The organism is Xanthomonas sp. F14 (assembly GCF_014199865.1).
Genome location: NZ_JACHOM010000004.1, coordinates 543,582 through 566,414, shown reverse-complemented (window position 1 = coordinate 566,414; position 22,833 = coordinate 543,582). Strand labels below are relative to the sequence as shown.

Annotated in this window: 22 protein-coding genes and 1 other RNA gene; 8 read left to right on the top strand and 15 right to left on the bottom strand. The window is 68.0% G+C overall.

Annotated elements, in window-relative coordinates; all coding sequences use genetic code 11:
- The first annotated feature begins 12 nt into the window (after positions 1 to 12).
- The gene (locus GGR73_RS16565; protein WP_184457931.1) at positions 13 to 795 is read left to right on the top strand and encodes an SDR family oxidoreductase; all 783 of its coding nucleotides are present in this window, start codon (positions 13 to 15) and stop codon (positions 793 to 795) included.
- Positions 796 to 987: 192 nt separating this feature from the next.
- A complete protein-coding gene (bioC, locus tag GGR73_RS16560; RefSeq protein WP_039517288.1) occupies positions 988 to 1,872 on the top strand; it encodes a malonyl-ACP O-methyltransferase BioC in 885 nt (294 codons plus the stop codon).
- Between the two features lie 169 nt (positions 1,873 to 2,041).
- Here the strand turns inward: bioC and GGR73_RS16555 are convergent.
- A non-coding RNA gene (locus GGR73_RS16555) (sX9 sRNA) lies at positions 2,042 to 2,117 on the bottom strand.
- Between the two features lie 101 nt (positions 2,118 to 2,218).
- Here GGR73_RS16555 and lpxO point away from each other — a divergent pair.
- Positions 2,219 to 3,124, top strand: a complete 906-nt coding sequence (lpxO, locus tag GGR73_RS16550) for a lipid A hydroxylase LpxO (protein WP_016903250.1) — start codon at positions 2,219 to 2,221, stop codon at positions 3,122 to 3,124.
- A 415-nt stretch (positions 3,125 to 3,539) separates the two neighbouring features.
- On the opposite strand, the gene GGR73_RS16545 is transcribed toward lpxO, so the two are convergent.
- From GGR73_RS16545 to GGR73_RS16535, 3 genes are all read right to left on the bottom strand, one after another.
- Positions 3,540 to 3,959, bottom strand: a complete 420-nt coding sequence (locus GGR73_RS16545) for a nuclear transport factor 2 family protein (RefSeq protein WP_039517295.1) — start codon at positions 3,957 to 3,959, stop codon at positions 3,540 to 3,542.
- A gap of 80 nt (positions 3,960 to 4,039) precedes the next feature.
- Complete coding sequence (locus GGR73_RS16540) at positions 4,040 to 4,657, bottom strand: YdcF family protein (RefSeq protein ID WP_026064498.1); 618 nt, start codon at positions 4,655 to 4,657, stop codon at positions 4,040 to 4,042.
- Positions 4,642 to 5,601, bottom strand: a complete 960-nt coding sequence (locus tag GGR73_RS16535; protein WP_184457929.1) for a pyridoxal-phosphate dependent enzyme — start codon at positions 5,599 to 5,601, stop codon at positions 4,642 to 4,644. The genes GGR73_RS16540 and GGR73_RS16535 overlap by 16 nt, the downstream gene beginning before the upstream one ends.
- A gap of 157 nt (positions 5,602 to 5,758) precedes the next feature.
- Here GGR73_RS16535 and GGR73_RS16530 point away from each other — a divergent pair, with 157 nt between their 5' ends.
- The 3 genes from GGR73_RS16530 to GGR73_RS16520 all read left to right on the top strand — a co-directional run bounded on the left by GGR73_RS16530 (position 5,759) and on the right by GGR73_RS16520 (position 9,636).
- On the top strand, positions 5,759 to 6,220 hold the full coding sequence (locus GGR73_RS16530; RefSeq protein WP_065033047.1) for a hypothetical protein: 462 nt from the start codon (positions 5,759 to 5,761) through the stop codon (positions 6,218 to 6,220).
- A 581-nt stretch (positions 6,221 to 6,801) separates the two neighbouring features.
- Entirely contained in the window at positions 6,802 to 8,706 is a 1,905-nt protein-coding gene (mnmG, locus tag GGR73_RS16525; protein ID WP_065033048.1) for a tRNA uridine-5-carboxymethylaminomethyl(34) synthesis enzyme MnmG, read from the top strand.
- Positions 8,707 to 8,925: 219 nt separating this feature from the next.
- Positions 8,926 to 9,636, top strand: coding sequence for a DUF2490 domain-containing protein (locus tag GGR73_RS16520; RefSeq protein ID WP_456362993.1), 711 nt, complete (start codon positions 8,926 to 8,928; stop codon positions 9,634 to 9,636).
- A gap of 127 nt (positions 9,637 to 9,763) precedes the next feature.
- On the opposite strand, the gene GGR73_RS16515 is transcribed toward GGR73_RS16520, so the two are convergent.
- Both GGR73_RS16515 and GGR73_RS16510 read right to left on the bottom strand, forming a co-directional pair.
- The gene (locus tag GGR73_RS16515) at positions 9,764 to 10,732 is read right to left on the bottom strand and encodes an alpha/beta hydrolase (protein ID WP_024938782.1); all 969 of its coding nucleotides are present in this window, start codon (positions 10,730 to 10,732) and stop codon (positions 9,764 to 9,766) included.
- A gap of 324 nt (positions 10,733 to 11,056) precedes the next feature.
- The gene (locus tag GGR73_RS16510) at positions 11,057 to 11,917 is read right to left on the bottom strand and encodes a PA4780 family RIO1-like protein kinase (protein WP_039528778.1); all 861 of its coding nucleotides are present in this window, start codon (positions 11,915 to 11,917) and stop codon (positions 11,057 to 11,059) included.
- 147 nt (positions 11,918 to 12,064) lie between these two features.
- Here GGR73_RS16510 and GGR73_RS16505 point away from each other — a divergent pair, with 147 nt between their 5' ends.
- Complete coding sequence (locus GGR73_RS16505; RefSeq protein WP_184457927.1) at positions 12,065 to 12,922, top strand: IclR family transcriptional regulator domain-containing protein; 858 nt, start codon at positions 12,065 to 12,067, stop codon at positions 12,920 to 12,922.
- 16 nt (positions 12,923 to 12,938) lie between these two features.
- Here GGR73_RS16505 and GGR73_RS16500 read toward each other — a convergent pair whose 3' ends face one another.
- From GGR73_RS16500 to GGR73_RS16460, 9 genes are all read right to left on the bottom strand, one after another.
- A complete protein-coding gene (locus tag GGR73_RS16500; protein WP_184457988.1) occupies positions 12,939 to 13,862 on the bottom strand; it encodes an alpha/beta fold hydrolase in 924 nt (307 codons plus the stop codon).
- Between the two features lie 269 nt (positions 13,863 to 14,131).
- The gene (pcaC, locus tag GGR73_RS16495) at positions 14,132 to 14,536 is read right to left on the bottom strand and encodes a 4-carboxymuconolactone decarboxylase (protein ID WP_184457925.1); all 405 of its coding nucleotides are present in this window, start codon (positions 14,534 to 14,536) and stop codon (positions 14,132 to 14,134) included.
- A gap of 250 nt (positions 14,537 to 14,786) precedes the next feature.
- Positions 14,787 to 15,575, bottom strand: coding sequence for a 3-oxoadipate enol-lactonase (pcaD, locus tag GGR73_RS16490; protein ID WP_039517320.1), 789 nt, complete (start codon positions 15,573 to 15,575; stop codon positions 14,787 to 14,789).
- A 10-nt stretch (positions 15,576 to 15,585) separates the two neighbouring features.
- Entirely contained in the window at positions 15,586 to 16,938 is a 1,353-nt protein-coding gene (locus GGR73_RS16485) for a 3-carboxy-cis,cis-muconate cycloisomerase (protein ID WP_104569222.1), read from the bottom strand.
- 318 nt (positions 16,939 to 17,256) lie between these two features.
- Complete coding sequence (pcaG, locus tag GGR73_RS16480; protein WP_184457923.1) at positions 17,257 to 17,820, bottom strand: protocatechuate 3,4-dioxygenase subunit alpha; 564 nt, start codon at positions 17,818 to 17,820, stop codon at positions 17,257 to 17,259.
- 4 nt (positions 17,821 to 17,824) lie between these two features.
- Positions 17,825 to 18,553, bottom strand: a complete 729-nt coding sequence (pcaH, locus tag GGR73_RS16475; RefSeq protein WP_024938790.1) for a protocatechuate 3,4-dioxygenase subunit beta — start codon at positions 18,551 to 18,553, stop codon at positions 17,825 to 17,827.
- 80 nt (positions 18,554 to 18,633) lie between these two features.
- Complete coding sequence (gene pcaF, locus GGR73_RS16470; protein WP_053051075.1) at positions 18,634 to 19,842, bottom strand: 3-oxoadipyl-CoA thiolase; 1,209 nt, start codon at positions 19,840 to 19,842, stop codon at positions 18,634 to 18,636.
- A complete protein-coding gene (locus GGR73_RS16465; RefSeq protein ID WP_039517333.1) occupies positions 19,839 to 20,627 on the bottom strand; it encodes a CoA-transferase subunit beta in 789 nt (262 codons plus the stop codon). Before GGR73_RS16465 ends, pcaF begins: the two co-directional genes overlap by 4 nt.
- Positions 20,624 to 21,487: a CoA transferase subunit A gene (locus tag GGR73_RS16460; protein ID WP_184457920.1), complete on the bottom strand. Its 864-nt coding sequence runs from the start codon at positions 21,485 to 21,487 to the stop codon at positions 20,624 to 20,626. Before GGR73_RS16460 ends, GGR73_RS16465 begins: the two co-directional genes overlap by 4 nt.
- 256 nt (positions 21,488 to 21,743) lie before the next feature.
- On the opposite strand from GGR73_RS16460, the gene GGR73_RS16455 reads away from it, so the two are divergent.
- Positions 21,744 to 22,820 (top strand): aromatic ring-hydroxylating dioxygenase subunit alpha, encoded by a 1,077-nt coding sequence (locus GGR73_RS16455; RefSeq protein WP_016904721.1) that lies wholly within the window; start codon positions 21,744 to 21,746, stop codon positions 22,818 to 22,820.
- Positions 22,821 to 22,833 lie beyond the last annotated feature (13 nt).

Here is a 22,833-nt window from a genome sequence, read left to right as displayed (position 1 = left end):
GAGGACACACGCATGGATCTGGGAATCGCCGGGCGCTGGGCACTGGTCTGCGCCGCCAGCAAGGGCCTGGGGCTGGGCTGCGCACGCGCGCTGGCCAGCGAAGGCGTCAACGTGGTGATCGTCGCGCGCGGCCGCGATGCCCTGGAGCAGTCCGCCCAGGCATTGCGCGCACTGCCGGGCGCCGGCGAAGTGCGTAGCGTGGTGGCCGATATCGCCACCCCGCAAGGACGCAGCGATGCGCTCGCCGCCTGTCCGCAGCTGGATATCCTCATCAACAATGCCGGTGGCCCGCCGCCCGGCGATTTTCGCCAGTGGGAACGCGACGACTGGCTGCGCGCACTGGACGCCAACATGCTGGCGCCGATCGAACTGATCCGCGCCAGCGTCGATGCGATGCGCGCGCGGCGCTTCGGCCGCATCGTCAACATCACTTCCAGTGCAGTGAAGGCGCCGATCGACATCCTGGGCCTGTCCAATGGCGCGCGCGCCGGCCTCACCGGCTTCGTCGCCGGGCTGGCGCGCAGCACGGCGGCCGACAACGTCACCATCAACAATCTGCTGCCCGGCCAGTTCGCCACCGACCGCCTGCGCGGCAACTTCGCGGCGATCGCGCAACAGCAAGGCAGCAGCGCCGAAGACGTCGCCGAGCGCAAGCGTGCGGGCATTCCGGCCGCACGCTTCGGCGAGCCGGACGAATTCGGCGCGGCCTGCGCGTTCCTGTGCAGCGCGCAGGCCGGCTACATCACCGGGCAGAACCTGCTGATCGACGGCGGCAGCTATCCCGGCACGTTCTAGAGCGCCTCGGCCACGCGGCGAGTCGTGGCGACCGCCGCGGGCATCCGGTGGGTGTTTGGTCAGGCCCCGTTGAACCCCGTGCCGCTCGCAGCGCAGCCACCGGCAGACCGAACGTCTGCAGACTCGCCAGGCCGATGCCAGGCCATCCATCGATTCCCTCCGCCCCGGCCACAGGCGACAATAGCGCCGCTCATGAACAGTACTTTCGACCCCCGCCACGTCCGGCGCGCCTTTGCGCGTGCCGCCAGCAGCTATGCCGCCGCCGCCGCGCTACAGCGCGAGGCCGAAGCGCGCCTGCTCGAATCGCTCGACTACCTGGGCGACCAGGTGCCCAAGGTGGTGCTGGATGTCGGCGCCGGCCCCGGCCATGCCAGCGGCGCGATCAAGAAGCGCTGGCCCAAGGCGCAGGTGATCGCGCTGGACCAGGCCATGCCGATGCTGCGCCAGGCGCGCAAGGCGGCGGGCTGGTGGAAGCCGTTCGCGCAGGTCTGCGCCGATGCACGCGCCTTGCCGGTGGCCGACGGCAGCGTGGACGTGATCTTCAGCAACCTGTGCCTGCAGTGGGTGGAAGACCTGCCCGCGGTATTCGCCGGTTTCCGCCGCGCGCTGCGGCCGGGCGGCTTGTTGCTGTGCTCCACCTTCGGCCCGGAGACGCTGATCGAGTTGCGCGAGGCCTTCGCCCAGGCCGACCCGGCCCCGCATGTCAGCCGCTTTCCGCCGATCGCCCAGTTCGGCGATGCCTTGCTGATGTCCGGCTTCCGCGACCCGGTGCTGGACCGCGACCTGTTCACGCTGACCTACAGCGACCTGCCCGCGCTGATGCGCGAGCTGCGCGCGATGGGCGCCACCAACGCACTCAGCAACCGCCGCGCCACCCTGACCGGACGCGGCCGCTTTGCCGCGGCCAGCGCCGCCTATGAGCCCTTGCGGCGGCCGGACGGCACCCTGCCCAGCTCCTGGGAAGTGATCTATGCCCACGCCTGGGCACCGGCGCCGGGCGCGCCCATCCGCGAGCAGGGACACGATGTCGCCAGCGTCCCGGTGGCCTCGATCCCGATCCGCCGCCGCATCGACTAGCGGCGGTGCAGATCGCCGGCAGCAACGCAGCCGTTGCCGGCGAGACACACAGTTTTGCGACAGCACCAATGCTGACCTGTCAGGCTCGGTCGCGACACCCGGTAGAATTCAGTAGTCAATGGCCGCATGTTCCTGTTGCGGCTTGCCTTTTCGACGCCTGAACCGGCGTGGCTAGCAAAACGCAGCACGCAGCCGTCAGGTGGCTGCAGACGGCGCCCAGGAATCTGCATGTACGCGTGGTACATGCCGGTTCCGAGTACCGGCAGCGCCCCCGCCCGGCTGCTGCACTGACGTTTTGATAGCCGCTCTTAGGTTTGCGGCCCCCGTCCCCCAATCGGCCTTCCCAATGTTGAAGTGGCTCATCATCGCGCTGTTCATCGCATCGGCGCTGTACATCCATTACCGCGGTCGTGTGCGGCACCGGCTCAGCCGGCAGCTGCTGGACCATTCCACCTTCATGGCGCCGATCAACACGCTGATGTATCTGTGTTCGCGCGTGCCGACCACGCCGTTCATCGATCCCGGCAAGGAATTTCCGGAGCTGGCGCCGCTGCGCGCCAACTGGCCGCTGATCCGCGATGAAGCGGTGGCGCTGCAGCAGATGCAGAAGATCCGCGCTGCCGACGGCTACACCGACATCGGCTTCAACTCGTTCTTCCGCCGTGGCTGGAAGCGCTTCTATCTGAAGTGGTACGGCACCGCGCACCCGTCGGCGTCCGAACTGTGCCCGCAGACCACTGCGTTGCTGAAGTCCATCCCCACGGTGAAGGCCGCGATGTTTGCCGAGTTGCCGCCGGGCAGCGAACTGCGCCCGCACCGCGATCCGTTCGCCGGGTCCATGCGCCTGCACCTGGGGCTGGCCACGCCCAACGACGACCGCTGCTTCATCGATGTCGACGGGCAGCGCCATAGCTGGCGCGATGGCGAGTGGACGATGTTCGACGAGACCTACATCCACTACGCGCGCAACGACACCGACCAGGACCGCATCATCCTGTTCTGCGACATCGAGCGCCCGATGCGCTGGCGCTGGGCCGCGGCGGTGAACCGCTTCGTCGGTCGCAGCCTGCTCTCGGCCGGTGCCTCGCCCAATCAGGAAGGCGACAAGACCGGCGGCATCAACCGCGTGTTCCGCTATTTCTATGCCGCGCGCCTGAAGGCCAAGGCGTTGAAGGAACGCAACAACCCGCTGTACCAGACGCTCAAGTGGGGCATCTTCATCCTGGTGGTGGTCGGGATCGTGTTGCTGTAACCCCCACCCACCCACGTAGGAGCGCACCCGGGCGCGACCGGCATCGCCGGTAACGCCCCATCGCGCGCAAGCGCGCTCCTACATAGGCACAGCTCCGGCCGCAACACCGCACCAATCACGTAGGAGCGCACCCGGGCGCGACCAGGCATCGCCGGTAACGCCTCATCGCGCGCAAGCGCGCTCCTACATAGGCACAGCTCCGGCCGCAACCCCGCACCAATCACGTAGGAGCGCACCAGGGCGCGACCGGCATCGCCGGTAACGCCCCATCGCGCGCAAGCGCGCTCCTACATAGGCACAGCTCCGGCCGCAACACCGCACCAATCACGTAGGAGCGCACCTGGGCGCGACCAGGCATTGCCGATAACGCCTTATCGCGCCCGGGTGCGCTCCTACGCCGTGACGGTTGATGCGCTCAGCGCGACACCTGCGCGATCCATTCCTGCAGGTTGTAGTAGTTGGTGACGCGGGTGATCTTGCCGTCGCGCACATCGAAGAACGCACCGCCCGGCAGCACATAGGTCTGCCCATTGGCTTCCGGCAGGCCTTCGTCGGTGGTGTGGTAGACCCCGTGCACCACGTACTCGGCACCAACCCGGGTGCCATCCTCGTTGGCGGTGATCACGATGTCGCGCAGCTGCTCGCGGTAACTGTCGTTCATGCGCTGCAGGAAGGCGGCAAATTCCGCCCGGCCGATCTCGCGCGGGCCCTGGTTGAGGTCGTGCGCGACGTCGTCGGCCAGGAACGCCAGCATGGCGTCCCAATCGCCGCGGTTGAATGCCGCGTAATAGGCCTGGACCAGGCCGGTGGCGTGTTGCCGATTGCGCTCGCTCATGCTCGAACCTGCCGCTGGGAAAGCCGCATCATAGAGCGCGTTTTGCGCTTCAACACGCCTGCCCCGCGGCATACCCGGCGTCAGGCGCCCTGCACCACCAGATCGCGATGGAAGTAATAGACCTCCTGCAGCAGGAAGCGCCAGCTGGTGTGGAAGCTGCGAAAGCGCGTGCTGGGCGTGGAAGAGGCCAGCGCGTCCACCCCCAGCTCATCGCTCAGCCGTAGCGCGCGCGCCATGTGCAACGGGTCGCTGACGATGATCGCCCGGTGCATGCCGTGCCGGTCCATCAGCGCGCGTGCCTGCTGCAGATTCTGCCGGGTGGTGCGCGAGACCGTCTCGATCACGATCGCCTCCGGCGGTACGCCGTGGCGTAGCGCGTAGCGCCGCGCCACCTGCGATTCGGCAAAGCGCGCGCCATTGCCGAAGCCGCCGGTGAACAGCAGCCGCGGCGCGTAGCCCTGCGCGTACAGGTCCAGCGCATGCCGGATGCGCTCTTCGAACACCGGCGAAGGGCGCGCGTCGTAGGCGGCCGCGCCCAGCACGATGATCACGTCGGCCGGCGCGGCCTGGTCGCGATCGCCGACCCAGACGATCCAGCCGGCCACGCCCACCAGCCAGATCAGCGTCAGCATGCACAGGCGCCAGCACCAGCCCCACAGACCGATCCCACGCGACCGCCTGCTCACGCCGCGGCCCACGGCAGCGCATCCAGATCGACATTGCCGCCGGACAGGATCAGCCCGACCCGCCGCCCGGCAAAGCGCGCCGGGTCGGCCAGCACCGCTGCCAGCGCAATCGCCGAGGACGGCTCCACCACCTGTTTGAGCACCTGCCAGATCAGCCGCATCGCCTGCACCACCGCCGCATCGTCCACGGTGATCACCTGCGTGCCGGCGGCCTGCAACACTGCGAAATTTGGCGCCCCTAGGGTGCCGCGCAGGCCGTCGCAGAGCGTGTCGGGCACGAAGTCGACCAGGCGCTCGCCGGCCGCCAGCGAGCGCGCGGTATCGGCCGCCCCGCTCGGCTCGGCCAGCACCAGCGCACAGCCCGGCGCCGATTGCAGCGCCAGCGCACTGCCGGCGGCCAGCCCACCGCCGCCGACCGGTGCCACCAGCACATCCAGCCCGCCGCTCTGCAGCAGCAGCTCCAGCGCGGCGGTGCCCTGCCCGGCGATCACCGCCGGGTCGGTATACGGATGCACCAACGTCGCGCCGCTGCCGGCCTGGACGTCGGCACACATCTGCTCGCGCGCCGCGATGGTGGGCGCGCAGCGCCACAGCGTGGCGCCGTGACGGGAGATATTGGCCAGCTTGGCGGCCACCGCGCCTTCGGGCACCACCACGTGGCAGCCGATCCCGCGCGTGCGCGCGGCGAGCGCGAGTGCGGCGCCGTGATTGCCGGACGAATGGGTGACCACCCCACGCGCGGCCAGCTCCTCCGGCAACGACCACACCGCGTTGCAGGCGCCACGGAACTTGAAGGCGCCGCTGCGCTGCAGGTGTTCGGCCTTGAAGAACAGCTGCGCACCGCAGAGGGCGTCCAGGCTGTGCGAGGTCAGCAGCGGTGTCGGCACGCACTGCGGCGCGATGCGCGCAGCAGCTTGCAGGACGTCGGAATGGGCAAGCGGGACCGTCTCGATCATGCCTGCAAGATTAACGTATCGTCCCCGCCTTCACGGCTGCACGCGCGGCACCCGCGCATGCTGGATCGATGCAGAAGCACCACATTGCGGCACAGTTAAGGACCGATTCAATGCATCGGTTCGAAAGTGACACCATGGTTGCAGGAGGGCACCATCCATGAAATTCCGTCTGATCTTCGCCGCCGGGCTATTGGCCCTGGGCGGCTGCGCAACCTACGACTACACCGGTGCGGGGTCGGGCGGCTATTACCGCGGCGCGCCCGCGGTGCAGTACCGCTACCCGCCGGGCTACTCGCCATATTTCTACGGCAACCCCTACGGTTACCCTTACGGCGCCGGTTCGATCGGGCTGTACGACTACCCGGCGTATCCGGTCTACCGCGGCGGCGGTTATTACTACCGCCAGAACGATCGCCGCCCGCAGTACCGGCCGCCACGGCCGCACGGCTCGTTCAACAATGGGCCCCGTCCCAACGGCCCGCGCCCGCAACAGCCCAATCGCCCACCGGCGACTGGCGCTCCGCCGTCGCGGCCGCCTCGCATCGGTGCGCCGCCGCGGGTGATTCGCGAGATTCAACGGCAGACCGCGCCGCGCAACACACGTGAGCAGATTCCCTGAGTTGCTGACTGCGACGTGGCCCACAAATGGCGATGTTGGGGGCTTGCGTTCAGCCGGCACTTGGTCGCAAGCTAGACGCTCTGTGTGACCCGCTACGTCATGTTTTGACCCGGCCGGGCGCACTGACCGACTTATGTCGATGTCCGACAGGGAAATCTGGATCCCCCCTGTTCCGGCCCTGTCGGATATCGGCGCCTCCAACGCATAAAGCCCCGGCATGCCGGGGCTTTATGTTTTTGTCGTGCGGTCCGCTCTGGCGCGCCTGGGCACCCCGTTCGAGCAGCCAGGGCTGCGGCGGGCGGTGGAGCGCGGGAAAAAATAAGGGTCGGCAGTCCCCCGACTACCGACCCTTACGCTACCCCATCGCACGCGTGGCTGGCCCCTGTTCCAATTCCAGCCTTGCGCCCATGTCGCAATGCCACGACGGGTGCACTAGGGATATCCGCACGGAACATGCCAACTTGAGAGTCAGTGTTCGATAATGTGATCTACATCACATTTTTATCCGTCGAGTGACCTTACTCGCCCTTCAGCCGATACTTTCGCGGCCGCCAACCTCCTTCTGCTCCTGGTCCACGCCCATGTCCGACTCCTTCTATCGCTACGACGTCATCGTGATCGGCGGCGGCCATGCCGGCACCGAGGCGGCGCTGGCCTCCGCGCGCGCCGGTGCGCGCACCTTGCTGCTGACCCACAACATCGAGACGGTGGGCGCGATGAGCTGCAACCCGGCCATCGGCGGGATCGGCAAGGGACATCTGGTCAAGGAAATCGACGCGCTGGGCGGGGCGATGGCACGCGCGGCGGATCAGGCCGGCATCCAGTGGCGCACGCTCAATGCCTCCAAGGGGCCGGCGGTGCGCGCCACCCGCTGCCAGGCCGACCGCAACCTCTACCGCAACGCCATCCGCCGCATCGTCGAGGCGCAGCCAAACCTGACCGTGTTCCAGGCGGCGGTGGACGATCTGATCATCCACAACGGCGCTGCCGAAGCCGACAGCGTGCGCGGCGTGATCACCCAGACCGGGCTGCGCTTCGAAGCGCCCTCGGTGGTGCTGACCGCCGGCACCTTCCTGGCCGGCAAGATCCACGTCGGCGAGACCCAGTACGCGGCCGGACGCATGGGCGACCCGCCGGCCACCACGCTGGCAGCGCGTCTGCGCGAGCGGCCGTTCGCGATCGACCGGCTCAAGACCGGCACCCCGCCGCGCATCGACGGGCGTACGCTCGACTACAGCGTCATGCAGGAACAGCCGGGCGACGATCCGCTGCCGGTGATGTCGTTCATGGGCCAGCTCGGCGATCACCCGCGCCAGGTCAGCTGCTGGATCACCCAGACCACCGAGCAGACCCACGACATCATCCGCAGTGCGCTGCATCGCTCGCCGCTGTATTCCGGGCAGATCGAAGGCATCGGCCCGCGTTACTGCCCGTCGATCGAAGACAAGGTGGTGCGCTTTGCCGAGAAGAGCAGCCACCAGATCTTCGTCGAGCCCGAAGGCCTGGAAGTGGCCGAGATCTATCCCAACGGCATCTCCACCTCGTTGCCGTTCGACGTGCAGCTGGCATTGGTGCGCTCGATCCACGGGTTTGCACAGGCGCATATCACCCGCCCCGGCTATGCGATCGAATACGACTTCTTCGACCCGCGCGGGCTCAAGGCCTCGCTGGAAACCAAGGCGGTGGGCGGGCTGTTCTTCGCCGGGCAGATCAATGGCACCACCGGGTACGAGGAGGCCGCCGCACAGGGCCTGCTGGCCGGGCTAAATGCCGCGCGCCATGTGCAGGGATTGCCGGCGTGGTCGCCGCGCCGCGACGAGGCCTACCTGGGCGTGCTGGTGGACGATCTGATCACCCACGGCACCACCGAGCCGTATCGCATGTTCACCAGCCGCGCCGAATATCGCCTGCAGCTGCGCGAGGACAACGCCGATGCGCGCCTGACCGGCGTCGGCCGCGCGATGGGCCTGGTCGACGATGCGCGCTGGGCGCGCTTCTCCGCCAAGCAGGAGGCGGTGCAGCGCGAAAGCGCGCGCCTGTCGGTGCTGTGGGCGACCCCGGGTAATGCACTGGGCCGCGAAGTGGCCCAGACCCTGGGCGTGGCGGTGAGCCGCGAAACCAACGTGCTGGACCTGATCAAGCGCCCCGAACTCAACTACGCCGCGCTGATGCGCGTGCCGACGCTGGGGCCGGGCGTGGACGATGCGCAGGTGGCCGAGCAGGTGGAGATCAGCGTCAAATACGCCGGTTACCTGGACCGCCAGCGCGACGACATCGCACGCCAGCAGCGCCACGAAACCACGCCGATTCCGGATGGATTCGATTATGCCGGCGTGCGCGGGCTGTCGATCGAGGTGCAGCAGAAACTCGAGCGCGTGCGCCCGCAAAGCATCGGCCAGGCGCAACGCATTGCCGGCATGACGCCGGCGGCGATCTCGTTGCTGCTGGTGCATCTGGAGCGGGCGCGCCGCAGCCAGGTGGCGTAAGCGCTCGCCGGTGCGTGGGCAGCTGCATGGCGGCTGCCTGTTCGGACGCATGCGTTTACACGCGGCACACGCGTGAATGTTTGTCAGCGGATGTCATGGCGCGACGGCATGTCGCCGCAAGCGAAGCAACACGCCAGTATCGCAGCGGCGGTGCCGAAAAGCGCGATGGAGGTCGCGAACGAGTTGGTATGCTCCGGCACCACCGACGACTTCCTGACGATGAACAGACTGCGCGCGCTGCTGACGGCCAGCTACCGGATCGCCTGCCCCGCCCTGCTGCTGATGCTGGGCGGCACCTCGCAAGCGGCCGCGCAGACCGAGGAAGACGGGCGTTACTGGCTGAGCGTGTATGCCCAGGGCAAGCTGCCGGTCGAAAACCTGTACTGGAGCATGGATGTGCACCCACGCTGGCGCGAAGAGGGCGCACAGTTCGACCAGTTGATCCTGCGCCCTGCGGTGTTTTACCGGTTCACTCCCAAGGCCAGTGTCTGGATGGGCTACGACACCATCATCAGCCACCCGGCCGGGCAGTCCTCCAACCGCGAAAATCGCTGGTGGGGGCAGTTTCAATATCAGTTCGATCCAATTGCCAATATCACCATCACCAGTCGCACCCGCCTGGAGCAGCGGCACCGCGAAGGTTTCAGCGACGAGGGGTATCGGGTGCGCCAGATGATCAGGGCGGTCCGGCCCAGCGCATTGTCTGCGCAACTGTCGTGGGTGGCCTTCAATGAACTGTTCGTCAATCTCGACCACACCGAGTGGGGCGCCCGACGCGGTCTGGACCAGAACCGCGTCTTCGTCGGCATCAACTGGAAGTTCAACGACATTGCCAATGTCGACGTCGGTTATCTGAATCAGTTCGTCAACACCAGCACGGTGGACCGCGAAAACCACGTGCTGATGACCACGTTCCGCTTCAACTTCTGAGCCTGCTGGTGGCCCGCAGGACTTGCGCACTTGCGAGCCTGCATCGTCGTCTTTCCCTCGATCATTGATCCACATGCGGGCATGCAGCGCTGCGGCAGCGCGCGCATGGCACGCCTGCCGCAGGCCCTTATGCGGCCCTGCGCTCGACGGCGGGCAGCAAGCGCTGGCGCAGCAGCAGCGCTGCCATCTCCAGCGTTTCGCCGGCGGCGCGCAGGACGCCGCCCATATTGATGAAGCCATGGATCATGCCGGGAAAGCTGTGCAGGGTGACTTCCACACCTGCGGCGCGCAGGCGTTCGGCATAGCTGCGGCCTTCGTCGTAGAGCATGTCGCGCTCGCCCACGATGACCAGTGCGGGCGCAACGCCGGCCACCTCCGGCACCAGCATCGGCGAGACGCGCCAGTCCTGTGCAATGGCCGGGTCGGGCAACAGATGACGATTGAAGAAGCGCACCGCCTCTGTGGTCAGCGGCGGCAGGCCGGCGTTGTGCGATCGCGACGGGTATTGGCCGTTGTCCTCGCGCGCATCGGTGAGCGGATACACCAGCACCTGGCAGCGCAACGCGATCCCGGCATCGCGCGCAGCCAGCGCCGCGACTGCGGCCATGGCCCCGCCGATGCTGTCGCCGGCCACGGCCAGGCGCTGCACGTCGGCACCGACCGCATCGGGCTGGGCAACCAGCCAGTGCAGGGTCGCAATCACGTCCTCCACGCCGGCCGGCGCGGGATGTTCCGGCGCCAGGCGATAGTCGACCGCCAGCAGCTGGCAGCCGGCGCGCGCCGCCAGTTGCCGGCAGACGTCATCGTGGGAATCGAGGTCGCCCACCACACCGCCGCCGCCGTGCACGAACAGGCAGGTCGGGGCCGGACCGGCAGCCAGCCCGGACGGGCGATACAGACGCAGGCGCACCGGGCCGGCAGCGGTGCCGGCCTGCAGGTCGCGCACCTCGGCCATCTCCACACGCGAAAAGCCCAGCTGCGTGCCGAGCGCACGCATCATTGCGCGCGCGCCCTCGATCGGCAGGGTTTCCATCGGTGGTTGAGCGGCGTGTTGAAGCTGGGCGAACAGGCGCACGACATCGGGATCAAACGACATGGCGGACTCTCCAGGAGACGATGGCTGAGCCTGCCAGATACTTATGATCAATCACCATTCAACGCCATCAATTATTTCAATGGCGGTGCCGGGGATGCGCGGCAGTACCGCAAAAACCCCGTGCTGCCGATGCATGCGCCTGTCATGGCGACACCTGGCGAATAGTCGCGCCATCCGCTTCCGTTGGTTTTTTGCTGCACTGCATCGTGGCTGCGCGCCTGCATCGGCGCGCACCTGCATGACAGTCGTGAGCGATGCATGCCGGCATGCGCGCCAACTGTGTCGCTGCTGTGACGCCGCATCGCGCGCGAACGCAACAGCGGCCTAGTCGTCGTCCTCGGCAGCGGCCTCGCGGCCCTGCTGACGGATGAGATTTTCCTGGCGTGCGTCCTCGATCGAGGCGCGGATGGCACGCACGTCGGCGCGGCGGGTGTCGAACTTGAAGCGGCCGGTCAGCACGCTGTCCGGGCGCAGCTCGCCCTTTTCGAACAGCGCCCACATCTCTTCGCCGTAATGGGTGTCCAGCAACTCCGGGGCGAAGCGGCCGAGGCAATCGCGCAGGTTGTGCACATCGCGCAGCAGCATGTCGCGTGCGGCGTTGTTGCCGGCAGCACTGACCACCTGCGGGAAATCGATCAACACCGGGCCCTCGGGCGAGACCAGCACGTTGTATTCGGACAGGTCGCCGTGCACCAGGCCCAGCGACAGCATCTTGACCACATCGCCGATCAGGCTGGTGTGGAAGCTGCGCGCCTGCTCCGGCTCCAGGTCCACCTCGCCCAGCCGCGGTGCGCTGTGGCCGGCCTCGTCGGTGACCAGGTCCATCAGCAGCACGCCGTGGAAATAGCCGCGCGGCTTAGGCACGTGCACGCTGGCGTCCATCAGTTGATAGAGCACCTCGGCTTCGGTGTTCTTCCATGCGGTCTCGGCTTCGCGCCGGCCGAACTTGGTGGCCTTGCCCATCGCGCGCGCCTGGCGGCTGCCACGCACCTTGCGGCCTTCCTGATACTGCACGCGCGCCTGGAAACTGCGTTGCGCCATGTCCTTGTAGACCTTGGCGCACAGGATGTCGGCGCCCGTACTGACCACATAGACGGATGCTTCCTTGCCGCTCTTCAGTGGTCGCAACACTTCGTCGATGATGCCGTCGTCGATCAGCGGTTGCAGGCCCTTGGGGGTTTTCATGGACTAAGGAGACCGATCCGAAACAAACCAGCAACGATTATGCGGCAACCAGGGTGAAGCGCTTACATGTCCAGGCGCAAGCTGCGACCGGGGGCATGTATCGGCGTGAGCGCTTACCATGCACAGACCCGTCCAAGCTGCGATCCGATGCCCGAGCCCGCCTCCAGCCGCCGCAAACCCACCACCACCGTGGCCACCGCCGGGAGCGAACGCGGCCTGCCGCATGAGCTGATGCAGCAGATCGCCGCCGCCCAGGGCGACCCGGACTTCATGACCTCGCTGGGCCGCGGGCTGGTGGTGCTGAGCGTGTTCGCCCAGCACGCGCGCGAGGTGACGATGTCGCAGATCAGCCTGGAAACCGGCATCTCGCGTGCCGCGGTGCGGCGGGTGCTGCATACCCTGGCCAGGCTGGGCTATGTCGGCGAGCAGGGCCGCGGCTACGTGCTGCTGCCGCGCGTGCTGGGGATCGGCGGTGCGTATGCAGCGTCTTCGTCGATGACCGCGGCGGCGCAGCCGGTGCTGGACGGGCTGCGCGACCAGTTGCACGAATCCTGCTCGCTGGGCGTGCTGGACGGCGACGACCTGCTGTACGTGGCGCGTGCCGAGACGGTGCGCATCATGTCGATCGGGCTGCGCCCGGGCACACGCCTGCCGGCCTACTGCACCTCAATGGGCCGCGTCCTGCTGGCCGCCCTGCCCGGCGACACCTTACAGGCGTACCTGGAGCGCACCACACTGCGCCCGCGTACCGACCGCACCGTGACCGAGGCATCTGCACTGCTGGAAGTGCTGGCACGCACGCGCCGCGAAGGCATGTGCCTGACCGACCAGGAACTGGAAATCGGCCTGCGCTCGATCGCGGTGCCGGTGCGCAACCTGCGCGGCGAGGTGATCGCCGCGCTCAACATCGGCGCCCAGGCCGGGCGCGTGAGCCTGCAGACGATGCAGACGCTGCTGGAGCCGTTGAAGCAGGCGGCGCAGCGACTGGGTGCATTGTTGAGTTAGTGGGTGGCGGGCGCGCTCAGCGCGGCCGGCGCAGGAAGCTAACCACCGCATCCACCCAGGCGGCATGGGTGTCCTCGACATGCGCCACGTGATCGGCGTGCGGCAGCGTGACCCAGCTGCGGTCTTCGCTGCGCAGGCGTGCGTACAGGTGCGCGTTGTCCGCCTGGGTCGCGATGGGATCGTCGACGCCACGCAGCAGCAAGACCGGCAGCGTGGTCACCTGCTCCGGCTGGAAGGCGAACTGCTCCATCGCGCGCCAGTCGGTACGCACCGGGTCGGCCGATACCGCCTGCGCCACATAGGCCGCACGCACGCTAGGCGGTGCGGCGTTGGCGGTGATGAAATCCTCGCCGGCCGCCGCGGCCGTGGTACGCGCACGCAATGGCTGTGCCGGCGCCGGGGTGGTGTCGGGCGCTGCGTCGACATCGTCCGGGAAGCCATACAGCACCAGCGCCGACACTGCCTGCGGATGTTGCTGGGCGATCAGCAGCGCCACCCGCGCACCATTGGAATAACCGAGCAGCGCCGGCGGCGGCAGCTGCGGGTGCTGGTGGGCAACCCAGCTCAGCACCGCATCGACATCGGCCACGGCGCGCGCGGGCGTGTTCCAGCCGCTGCGATCGCGCGCACTGCCGCCATAGCCGCGCAGATCGACCGCGTAGGCGGCGTAACCGGCCTGCGCCAATGCCGCCAGTACCGAGCGCGCATCGCGCGGCTCGTCGGCAACCTGCAGATCGAAATTGGGCAACGCACTCCAGGTGCGCCCATGCACCAGCAGGATCGTGCCGCGCGGCTGCGCCGGGACGCGCGACCACACCGCCAGCGTCTGGCCATCGTCGGTGCGCACCTGCGCCAGCTCGGTTCCGGGCCCGGGATGCGGTCGTGCCTGCAGCCCGGATACGGTGAGCAGCAAAAGCAAACAAACGGTACGCAGCAGCATCGGCAACCTCATGGGAAATGTCCTGTGCGAACGGAAGCGGTGGTCCGTTGCGGTACATGCATCATCCCGTCGTCGATGGGCGATGTCATCAGCGGCGATGTGCCTACGGGACGGCCAGGGTGCAACGCAGTGCGCGCGTTGGATCGCCACACTGCCCGGCGTGCCATCAGTGCAGGCCAGGGGGGCACAGCCAACCTAACCGGTCGCATTGCCCGCCGCATACCGCGCAAATGCAGCATGCCTGCTGCACTCACGCGTCGCCGTGGCCGTCAGCCTTCGCGCACCGGCTGTTCTTCGTCGGCCTGCTCCTCGAGGATGGACTTGGCCAGCGCGAAGGCATGGTTGGCGGCAGGCACGCCGCAATAGACCGCGGCCTGCAGCAGGACCTCCTTGATCTGCTCGGGCGTGACGCCATTGTTGCGCGCGGCGCGCACGTGCAGCTTGAACTCCTCGTCGTGGCCCAGCGCCACCATCATCGCCAGGGTCAGCAGCGAGCGGGTGTGCGCGGGCAGGCCATCGCGGGTCCAGATGGTGCCCCAGGCGTAGCGGGTGATCAGCGCCTGGAACTCGTCGGTGAACTCGGTGCGTGCGGCCAGCGAGCGCTCGACATGCGCATCGCCCAGGACGCGTCGGCGCTCGCGCAAGCCCGCCTGGTAACGCTCGTCTTCGTGCATCGGAATCTCTCCTGCGTGGGAATGGGGAATGGGGAATCGGATGCTGACGGCTGCTGCAGGTCAGCTGTGGCCGTAGGGCAAGCGCTGACGTATCAGGTGCATTGGTTGCGATTGATGTCGCCGGCGACAGGCAGCTGGCCGTGGTCAGCTGGGCGCAGATGCAACGCATGAGCGGGGATGCCGGGCGTCGTGCGTGCCGGATCGGGGTACCGGCTCCACGCATCCGGCAGCTGCCTGGCCGGGTGGAGGGTCACACGTGGTCGGCCTGCAGAAAGCCCAGGACGCTGTGGTTGAACGCGGCCGGCGACTCCAGGTTGCAGATGTGCCGGCCGGGCACCTGTGCGTAGTGGCCGTGCGGGGCGGCGTAGGCGATCTCGCGCAGATCGGCCGGCGGACAAACCGGGTCGTCGTCGCCGGCCAGTGCGAGCAGTGGCAGCTCCAGCGTGTCCAGCGCGCCGCGGAAGTCGGCGTCGGCCACCGCCTGGCAGCAGGCGATATAGCCCTGCGGCGATGTCGACACGAAGGCGGCCACGATCATGTCCAGGCGCTGCGCATGGCTGATGGCAAACGGCGGGGTGAACCAGCGCTGCAAGGTGGCATCGACCAGCCCCGGCAGGCCTTCGCTGCGCACCTGCTCGATGCGCGCGTTCCAGCTCTCGCTGCTGCCGATCTTCTGCGCGGTGGCGCACACCACCAGCCGGCGCAGGCGCTGCGGCGCATGCAGGCCCAGCCATTGCCCGGTGAGTCCGCCGATCGACAGGCCGCAGAAGTCGCTCTGCGCGATCTGCAACGCATCCCACAGCGCCAGCACGTCCTGGCCAAGGTCGGCAACGCGATACGGGCCGGGCGGCGTGTCCGAATCGCCATGGCCGCGGCGGTCGTAGCGCAGGATGCGGTAATGCGGCGCAAACGCGGCGATCTGCACGTCCCACATATGCAGGTCGGTGCCCAGCGAATTGCAGAAGGTCAGCCAGGGGCGGCCTTCGGTGCCGTCGAGGCGGTAATGCAGGCGATGCGTGGGCAACTGGAGATAAGCCATCGGAGCACCGTCAGCGGGATGAAGAAGCGGCCAGCACGCGATCGATCCAGACCGAGGACATGCCGCGCCAGCTGTCCACATCGAACACCGCCTGCAGTTGCGCCTGCGTGAGTACCGCGCTCACCTGCGCGTCGTCGCCGAGCACCTCGCGCAGATGGCGCTGCTGCGCCTGGGCGCGTGCCACCGCCTGTTCGACCAGCGCATGCGCCTGCGGCTTGCCGAGCCGTGGTGCCAACGCAAACACCGCTGCCTCGGCGTACAACGCGCCGCCATGGCTGTGCAGGTGCGCGCGCATGGCCTCGCGGTCCAGTTGCAGGTCGGTCAGGCAGCCTTGCATCTGCGCCAGGCTGCCGGCGGTCAGGCACACGATCTGCGGCAAGGTCTCCCATTCGGCATGCCATTGGCCGGCGGCGCGCTCATGCGGCTGCGCCATCGCGCTGAACAAGGTCGCCACCAGGCCGGGCACGCGGGTGGCAGCAGCAACCGCGGCGACGCTGGAGACCGGATTGCGCTTGTGCGGCATCGCCGAGGAGCCGCCCTTGCCGGCTGCGGCCGGCTCGAACACTTCGCCGACTTCCGACTGCATCAGCAGCACCACATCGCCGCCGATCTTGCCCAACGTGCCGGCCAGCAGGCCGAACGCGCAGCCGACCTCGACGAGGCGATCGCGTGCGGTATGCCACGGCATCGCGGGCAACGGCAGCGCCAGCGTGGTTGCTAGCGCCTGGGCGACATCCAGACCGTGCTCCTGCAACGACGCCAACGTGCCGGCAGCGCCCCCGAACTGCAGCACCAGGCCATCGTGCTGCAGGGCCTGCAGGCGCTGGTGCGCGCGCTGCAGCGCATCCAGCCAAGCGGCGACCTTGAGCCCGAACGTGACCGGCACCGCCTGCTGCAACAAGGTACGTCCGGGCAGGCCGGTGTTGCGTTCGCGCGCGGCCAGCGCAGCCAACTCGGCGCACAGGCCCTGCAGGCGCGGCAGCAGCAGGTCGAGCGCGGCGCGCAGCTGCAGTACCGTGCCGGTGTCGATGACGTCCTGGCTGGTGGCGCCCCAGTGCACCCAGCGCGCGGCCTGCGCATCGTGGGTGGCCACGCGCGCGGTCAGCGCCTTGACCAATGGAATGGCGGGGTTGCCGGCAAGTGCGGTGGCCTGGGCCAGCGCGGCCAGATCGTAATGCTGCACGTCGCATGCGGCCGCAATGGCCTGCGCGGCCTCGGCGGGAATCACGCCGCATTGCGCCTGCGCGCGGGCAAGCGCGGATTCGAAGTGCAGCATTGCCTGCACCCGCGCCGCGTCGTCGAACAGCGCGTCGCAGGCCGGCTCGCCAAACAGGGATCCCAACAGGGAAGACGTCGCAGTCATGCATGGCCTCTGGTGGCGTGCCGGCAGCATGGCACCGATGCGCAAGAGTGCCAACTGGCGTGCGCGGTGCCGGGTGGTGTGCACGCGTGGTGATCGGTGCGGGTCATGCGTGCTGCACGTTTGGACAAGGCGTGTCGCGGCGGGATCACGGCATTGCGCGCGGTTACCACGCGATCACGATGGATCACCGAGGGCAGCGCGCGCTGGCACCTGCCTGCCCGGCGCGCGGCGACAGCTGCACCGCACCTGCACGCAGGTGCAGGCGTGCTGCTCGCACGGAGACAACCATGCATGGCACCCCGCGCACCGACCGCGCGATCAATAGTTGAAGAACACCGTTTCCGCATCGCCCTGCATATGGATGTCCCACACGTAATCGCTGCCACCGCGCGAATGCGCCAGCAGCGTGCTACGGCGCTCGGCCGGCACCAGGGCCAGGATGGGGTCGCTGCCCAGCTGCGGATCGTCGGCGAAGTACAGCCGCGTCGACACGCCGCGCAACAGCCCGCGCATGAAGACCAGCACGCTCAGATGCGCTGCCTGCTGCTTGCCGTCCGGCCCGGCGACCTGGCCCGGCTTGACGGTGCTGAAGGAAAACCGCCCCTGCGCGTCGGTCGGCACGCGGCCCCAGCCATCGAAGCCGGGATCGTGCGCCTGGCAGCGCGTATCGGCGGCATGCGCATAGATGCCGGCCGCATCGGCCTGCCACAGCTCCAGCACTGCGTCGGCCACCGGGACGCCGGCGCCATCGAACACGCAACCACTGACCTGCACGTGTGTACCCACGGCCTGCGCAGGCGCGAGTTGCGCGCGATACAGCGGCTCCAGCCCGAGCCGGTAATACGGGCCAACGGTTTGCGACGGGGTGGTGTGCAGGCTCATCGATTCACTCCCAGACCGTTTGCTTGCGACCGCGCAACACGATGTCGAAGCGGTAGGCCAGCGCGTATTCGCTCACCGCGTTTTCCCAGTCGAAGCTGGACACCATGCGTTCGCGCGCCTGCGCATCGTCCACGCAGTTGTAGATCGGGTCGTGCGCCAGCAACGGGTCGCCGGGGAAGTACATCTGGGTGATCAGCCGCTGCCCGATGCCATCGCCATGCAGCGAAAAATGGATATGCGCCGGCCGCCAGGCGTTGTAGTGATTGCGCCACGGATACGCGCCCGGCTTGATGGTCTTGAAGGCGTAGCGGCCATGGTCGTCGGTGAGCACCTGGCCGGTGCCGCGGAAGTTGGGATCCAGCGGTGCGTCATGCCGGTCGCCGGCATGTTGATAGCGGCCGGCGGCATTGCATTGCCACACCTCGACCACGCTGTTGCGCACCGGCTTGCCGTTTTCGTCGAGCACGCGACCGGACACGATGATGCGCTCGCCCAACGGCTCGCCCGCAAAGCCGGCGGTGAGGTCGGCGGCATGCTCACCCAGGGTGAGCCGATTCAATTGCGGGCCGGTGACTTCCGACAGCGTGGCCGGGATATCGATGGGCGCACGCGTGGGGCCGCGCAATGCGGTGGATGCGTAGGGCAGATGCAGGTAGGCCGGCTGTGTGCCGATCCGCGGCCGGCGATAGCCGAGCAGCGGATCGATCGACGTGTCAGAGCTGGGGTCGCGCATGCGGGATCTCCATCGGTTGCGCTACGGCAGGATCAAAACGTGGGTGTGCGGTCTTGGCGGCGGCGGTTGCAATCGGCGCACTACACGCGCTCGATCGCCAGCGCCACGCCCTGCCCGACCCCGATGCACATGCTGGCCAGCCCAAGCCGCCCATTGCCCGCCTCCAGTTGCCGCAACAAGGTCAATGCCAGTCGCGCACCGCTCATGCCCAGCGGATGACCCAGCGCGATGGCGCCGCCATTGGCGTTGACGTGCGCGGCATCGTCGGCCAGGCCGAACGCGCGCGTGCAGGCCAGCACCTGCGCGGCGAAGGCTTCGTTGAGCTCGATCGCGTCGAACTGCTCGATGCGCAGGCCCAGGCGCGCCAGCAGGCGCTGCGTGGCCGGTACCGGGCCGATGCCCATGTAGGCCGGCTCCACGCCCGCCGAGGCGAAGCCGAGCACGCGTGCCCGCGGGGTCAGCCCATGCGCGTGCACGGCCTGCGCAGACGCCAGCAACAGGGCGGCAGCGCCATCGTTGAGACCGGCCGCATTGCCGGCCGTCACCGTGCCGGGCTGGCGGAACACCGGCTTGAGCTTGGCCAGCATCTCGGCGGTGGTGTTCGGGCGCGGATGCTCGTCGCGATCGACCGCGCTTGCCTCGCCCCCTTTGCGTGCGGCCACCGGCACCGGGGTGATTTCTGCATCGAAGAAACCGGCCGCCTGTGCGGCGGCGGCGCGTTGCTGGCTGCGCAACGCAAACGCGTCCTGGTCTTCGCGCGCGATGGCGTGCCGCTGTGCCACGTTCTCCGCGGTCTCGCCCATCAGCTCCACACCATAGGCGCCCTGCAGGCGCGGATTGATGAACCGCCAGCCCATGGTGGTGTCTTCCAGCTGTTGCGTGCGCGCGAACGCGCTTTCGGCCTTGCCCATGACCCACGGCGCGCGGGTCATCGATTCGACCCCGCCGGCGATCGCCAGGCCCAGCTCGCCGGCACGGATGCCGCGCGCCACCGTGCCGACCGCATCCAGCCCCGAGCCGCACAGGCGATTGAGCGTGCTGCCCGGCACCGAGCTGGGCAAGCCCGCCAGCAACAGACTCATGCGCGCGACATTGCGATTGTCCTCGCCGGCCTGATTTGCGCAGCCCAGGTACACATCGTCGATCAGCGCCGGTTCCAGTTGCGGATTGCGTGCCATCAACGCGGCGATCGGTATCGCGCCCAGGTCGTCGGCGCGCACGCCGGCCAGGGCGCCGCCGTAGCGGCCGATCGGCGTGCGGATGCCATCGATCAGATAGACCTCGCTCATGCCTCGGCTCCGGCTGCCTGCTTGCCATGCGCGGCGTCGGTGCGTGCCTGCAGCGCGCGCAGCGCCTGCAGTTCCGCAGCGCTGGGTGGGGTGGTCTGCGCCAGATCGGCAGCGAAGCGGATCGGCCAGCCGGTGGCCGCGCTCACCTGCTCGCGGGTGCTGCCGGGGTGCAGCGCGGTGACGGTGAGTTCGCGGGTCACCGGATCGGGCTCCATCACGCACAGGTCAGTGACCACCACGGTGGGGCCGGCGCCGGGCAGGCCGGCGCGCTGCCGCGCATCGCCACCGTCCAGATGCCCGACCGTGGTGATGAAGTCCAGCGCCGGCACGAAACTGCGTCTGGATTGGCGAATGATGATGAACACCTGTTTGGCGCTGGCCGCGATCTCCGGCGCACCGCCCGCGCCGGGCAGCCGTGTCTTGGGCGCGTCGTACGGGCCGATCACCGTGGTGTTGAGATTGGCATGGCGATCGATCTGCGCCGCGCCCAGGAAGCCCACGTCCACGCGCCCGCCCTGCAGCCAGTAGCGGAAGATTTCTGGCGTGGAGACCACGGTGTCGGCGGTTTCGGCCAGTTCGCCGTCGCCGATCGACAACGGCAGCACCTCCGGGCGCGCGCCGATCGGACCGGATTCGTAGATCAGGGTGACATCCGGCGCATGCGTCAGCCGCGCCAGGTTGGCGGCGGTGGATGGCAGGCCGATGCCGACAAAGCACACCGCGCCATCGGGCAGGCGCCGCGCCGCCGCCACGGTCATCATCTCGTTGGTGCTGTAGTCGCTCATGCGGCCACCTGCAGCAGCGAGTGCGCGTACACGCGCTGGAACGCAGCGAAATCGTCGGTGTCGAGAATGTGCGTCTGGATCCAGGCCTGGAAGCGTGCACGGTCGCGCGCAATCGCATCCCAGGCCAGGTAGAAGCGGTTGTCGCGGGCGTAATAACCGTGCGCATACGACGGCGCCGCACCGCCGGGCACGTGGCAGACCGCATCGACCACCCAGCGCGGCAGGATGCAGGCGTTGGGCGGCGCATCCAGCGTGTCGACGATCTCTTCCACCGTGACGATCACCTTGCGCGCCGCCAGCGCGGCTTCCTTCTGCACGCCCAGGATGCCCCACAGCAACACGTTACCGCGGCGGTCGGCCTGCTGCGCATGGATCACGGTGACATCGGGCTTGACCGCCGGCGTGGTGGCCAGCGTCTCGCCGGTGTACGGGCATTGCAGGAACTTGATGCTGTCGTTGACGCGCGGCAGGTCCGAGCCGACATAACCGCGCAGCACCGCGAACGGCAGGCCCGAGGCACCGGCCACATACGCGTTGGCCATGTCGGCATGGCTGTGTTCGCGGATCTGCAGCGGCTGCGGCCACGCATGTTCGACCGCATCGCGCAGCCGGTGCAGCGAGCCGACACCCGGATTGCCGCCCCACGAGAACCGCAATGCCGATGCACAACCGGCGCCGATCAGCTGGTCGTAGATCAGGTCCGGGGTCATGCGCACCAGGTGCAGGTCGCGCTTGCGCTGGCGGATCACCTCGTGGCCGGCCGCATGCGGAATCAGATGGGTGAAGCCTTCCATCGCCACGCAGTCGCCATCGGCGATCAGCTGGGACACCGCTTCTGAAAGGGGGACGATCTGGGCCATTGCTTCGGTCCTGCGCAGCGAGCGTGTGGTCACGTTAGGCGCAGCTGCACGGCCCGGTCAATGCGATTATCGGTGCATCAATTCGATAATCGCACAATTTCGGCAAGCGACCGACGCTCCAACATTGTCTCCGGTGTATACATAACTTCGCTTGCAAGCAGACGCCAGCGCCGGCATGCGCGTCAACTGGTCGCCAGCCGGCGCACCGCTGCCGATCCGCACCCCAGGTTGTATACAAATCCCAGGAGCCACGGTCATGTCCCAGTCCAAGCAGCTGTTTCCCCTCAATGCGTGGTACGCCGTCGCCTGGGACCACGAGATCAAGCACGCGCTGACCCCGCGCAAGGTCTGCAACCTGGATGTGGTGGTCTATCGCACCACTGCCGGGGCGGTGATCGCGCTCGAAGATGCGTGTTGGCATCGCCTGGTGCCGCTGTCGATGGGCAAGCTGCGCGGCGACGATGTGGTGTGCGGTTACCACGGGCTGGTCTACAACAGCCAGGGCCGCTGCGTGCACATGCCCTCGCAGGAGACCATCAATCCCTCCGCGTGCGTGCGCAGTTTTCCGGTGGCCGAGAAGCATCGCTATGTGTGGATCTGGCCTGGCGACCCGGCGCAGGCCGACACCCGCCTGATTCCCGACCTGCACTGGGCGCACGATCCGGCCTGGGCCGGCGATGGCCGCACCATCTATGCCAAGTGCGACTACCGGCTGGTGCTGGACAACCTGATGGACCTGACCCACGAGACCTTCGTGCACGGCTCCAGCATCGGCCAGGACGAGATCGCCGAAGCGCCGTTCGAGGTGATGCATGGCGACCGCTCGGTGGTGGTGTCGCGCTGGATGCGCAATATCGACGCGCCGCCGTTCTGGGCCAGCCAGATCGCACGCCATCTGGATTACCGCGGCAAGGTCGACCGCTGGCAGATCATCCGCTTCGAAGCGCCCGGCACCATCGCCATCGACGTTGGCGTGGCCATCGCCGGCACCGGTGCGCCGGAGGGCGACCGCAGTCAGGGCGTCAACGGCTACGTGCTCAATACCATCACGCCCGAAACCGACACCACCTGCCATTACTTCTGGGCGTTCATGCGCAACTACGCGCTGCACGACCAATCGCTGACCACGCTGACCCGTGCAGGCGTCACCGGCGTGTTCGGCGAGGACGAGGCGGTGCTGGAAGCGCAGCAACGCGCCATCGACGCGCATCCGGATCACACCTTCTACAACCTAAACGTCGATGCCGGCGGGATGTGGGCGCGCCGCGTGATCGATCGGCTGATCGCCCAGGAGCAGCGCGCGCAGGAACTGTCGCTGCGCATGGTGGGCTGAGCACCGCATCGGA

Bases quoted from the DNA above. Each gene is read 5' to 3' on its own strand.
- GGR73_RS16535 (WP_184457929.1), bottom strand. From the start codon at position 5,601: ATGATCGAGACGGTCCCGCTTGCCCATTCCGACGTCCTGCAAGCTGCT.
- lpxO (WP_016903250.1), top strand. From the start codon at position 2,219: ATGTTGAAGTGGCTCATCATCGCGCTGTTCATCGCATCGGCGCTGTAC.
- GGR73_RS16455 (WP_016904721.1), top strand. From the start codon at position 21,744: ATGTCCCAGTCCAAGCAGCTGTTTCCCCTCAATGCGTGGTACGCCGTC.
- pcaC (WP_184457925.1), bottom strand. From the start codon at position 14,536: ATGCACGAAGACGAGCGTTACCAGGCGGGCTTGCGCGAGCGCCGACGC.
- GGR73_RS16545 (WP_039517295.1), bottom strand. From the start codon at position 3,959: ATGAGCGAGCGCAATCGGCAACACGCCACCGGCCTGGTCCAGGCCTAT.
- GGR73_RS16465 (WP_039517333.1), bottom strand. From the start codon at position 20,627: ATGAGCGACTACAGCACCAACGAGATGATGACCGTGGCGGCGGCGCGG.
- pcaH (WP_024938790.1), bottom strand. From the start codon at position 18,553: ATGCGCGACCCCAGCTCTGACACGTCGATCGATCCGCTGCTCGGCTAT.
- GGR73_RS16505 (WP_184457927.1), top strand. From the start codon at position 12,065: ATGCCCGAGCCCGCCTCCAGCCGCCGCAAACCCACCACCACCGTGGCC.
- bioC (WP_039517288.1), top strand. From the start codon at position 988: ATGAACAGTACTTTCGACCCCCGCCACGTCCGGCGCGCCTTTGCGCGT.
- GGR73_RS16460 (WP_184457920.1), bottom strand. From the start codon at position 21,487: ATGGCCCAGATCGTCCCCCTTTCAGAAGCGGTGTCCCAGCTGATCGCC.
- GGR73_RS16565 (WP_184457931.1), top strand. From the start codon at position 13: ATGGATCTGGGAATCGCCGGGCGCTGGGCACTGGTCTGCGCCGCCAGC.
- pcaF (WP_053051075.1), bottom strand. From the start codon at position 19,842: ATGAGCGAGGTCTATCTGATCGATGGCATCCGCACGCCGATCGGCCGC.
- GGR73_RS16530 (WP_065033047.1), top strand. From the start codon at position 5,759: ATGAAATTCCGTCTGATCTTCGCCGCCGGGCTATTGGCCCTGGGCGGC.
- pcaD (WP_039517320.1), bottom strand. From the start codon at position 15,575: ATGGCTTATCTCCAGTTGCCCACGCATCGCCTGCATTACCGCCTCGAC.
- GGR73_RS16500 (WP_184457988.1), bottom strand. From the start codon at position 13,862: ATGCTGCTGCGTACCGTTTGTTTGCTTTTGCTGCTCACCGTATCCGGG.
- GGR73_RS16510 (WP_039528778.1), bottom strand. From the start codon at position 11,917: ATGAAAACCCCCAAGGGCCTGCAACCGCTGATCGACGACGGCATCATC.
- mnmG (WP_065033048.1), top strand. From the start codon at position 6,802: ATGTCCGACTCCTTCTATCGCTACGACGTCATCGTGATCGGCGGCGGC.
- GGR73_RS16485 (WP_104569222.1), bottom strand. From the start codon at position 16,938: ATGACTGCGACGTCTTCCCTGTTGGGATCCCTGTTTGGCGAGCCGGCC.
- GGR73_RS16520 (WP_456362993.1), top strand. From the start codon at position 8,926: ATGAACAGACTGCGCGCGCTGCTGACGGCCAGCTACCGGATCGCCTGC.
- pcaG (WP_184457923.1), bottom strand. From the start codon at position 17,820: ATGAGCCTGCACACCACCCCGTCGCAAACCGTTGGCCCGTATTACCGG.
- GGR73_RS16515 (WP_024938782.1), bottom strand. From the start codon at position 10,732: ATGTCGTTTGATCCCGATGTCGTGCGCCTGTTCGCCCAGCTTCAACAC.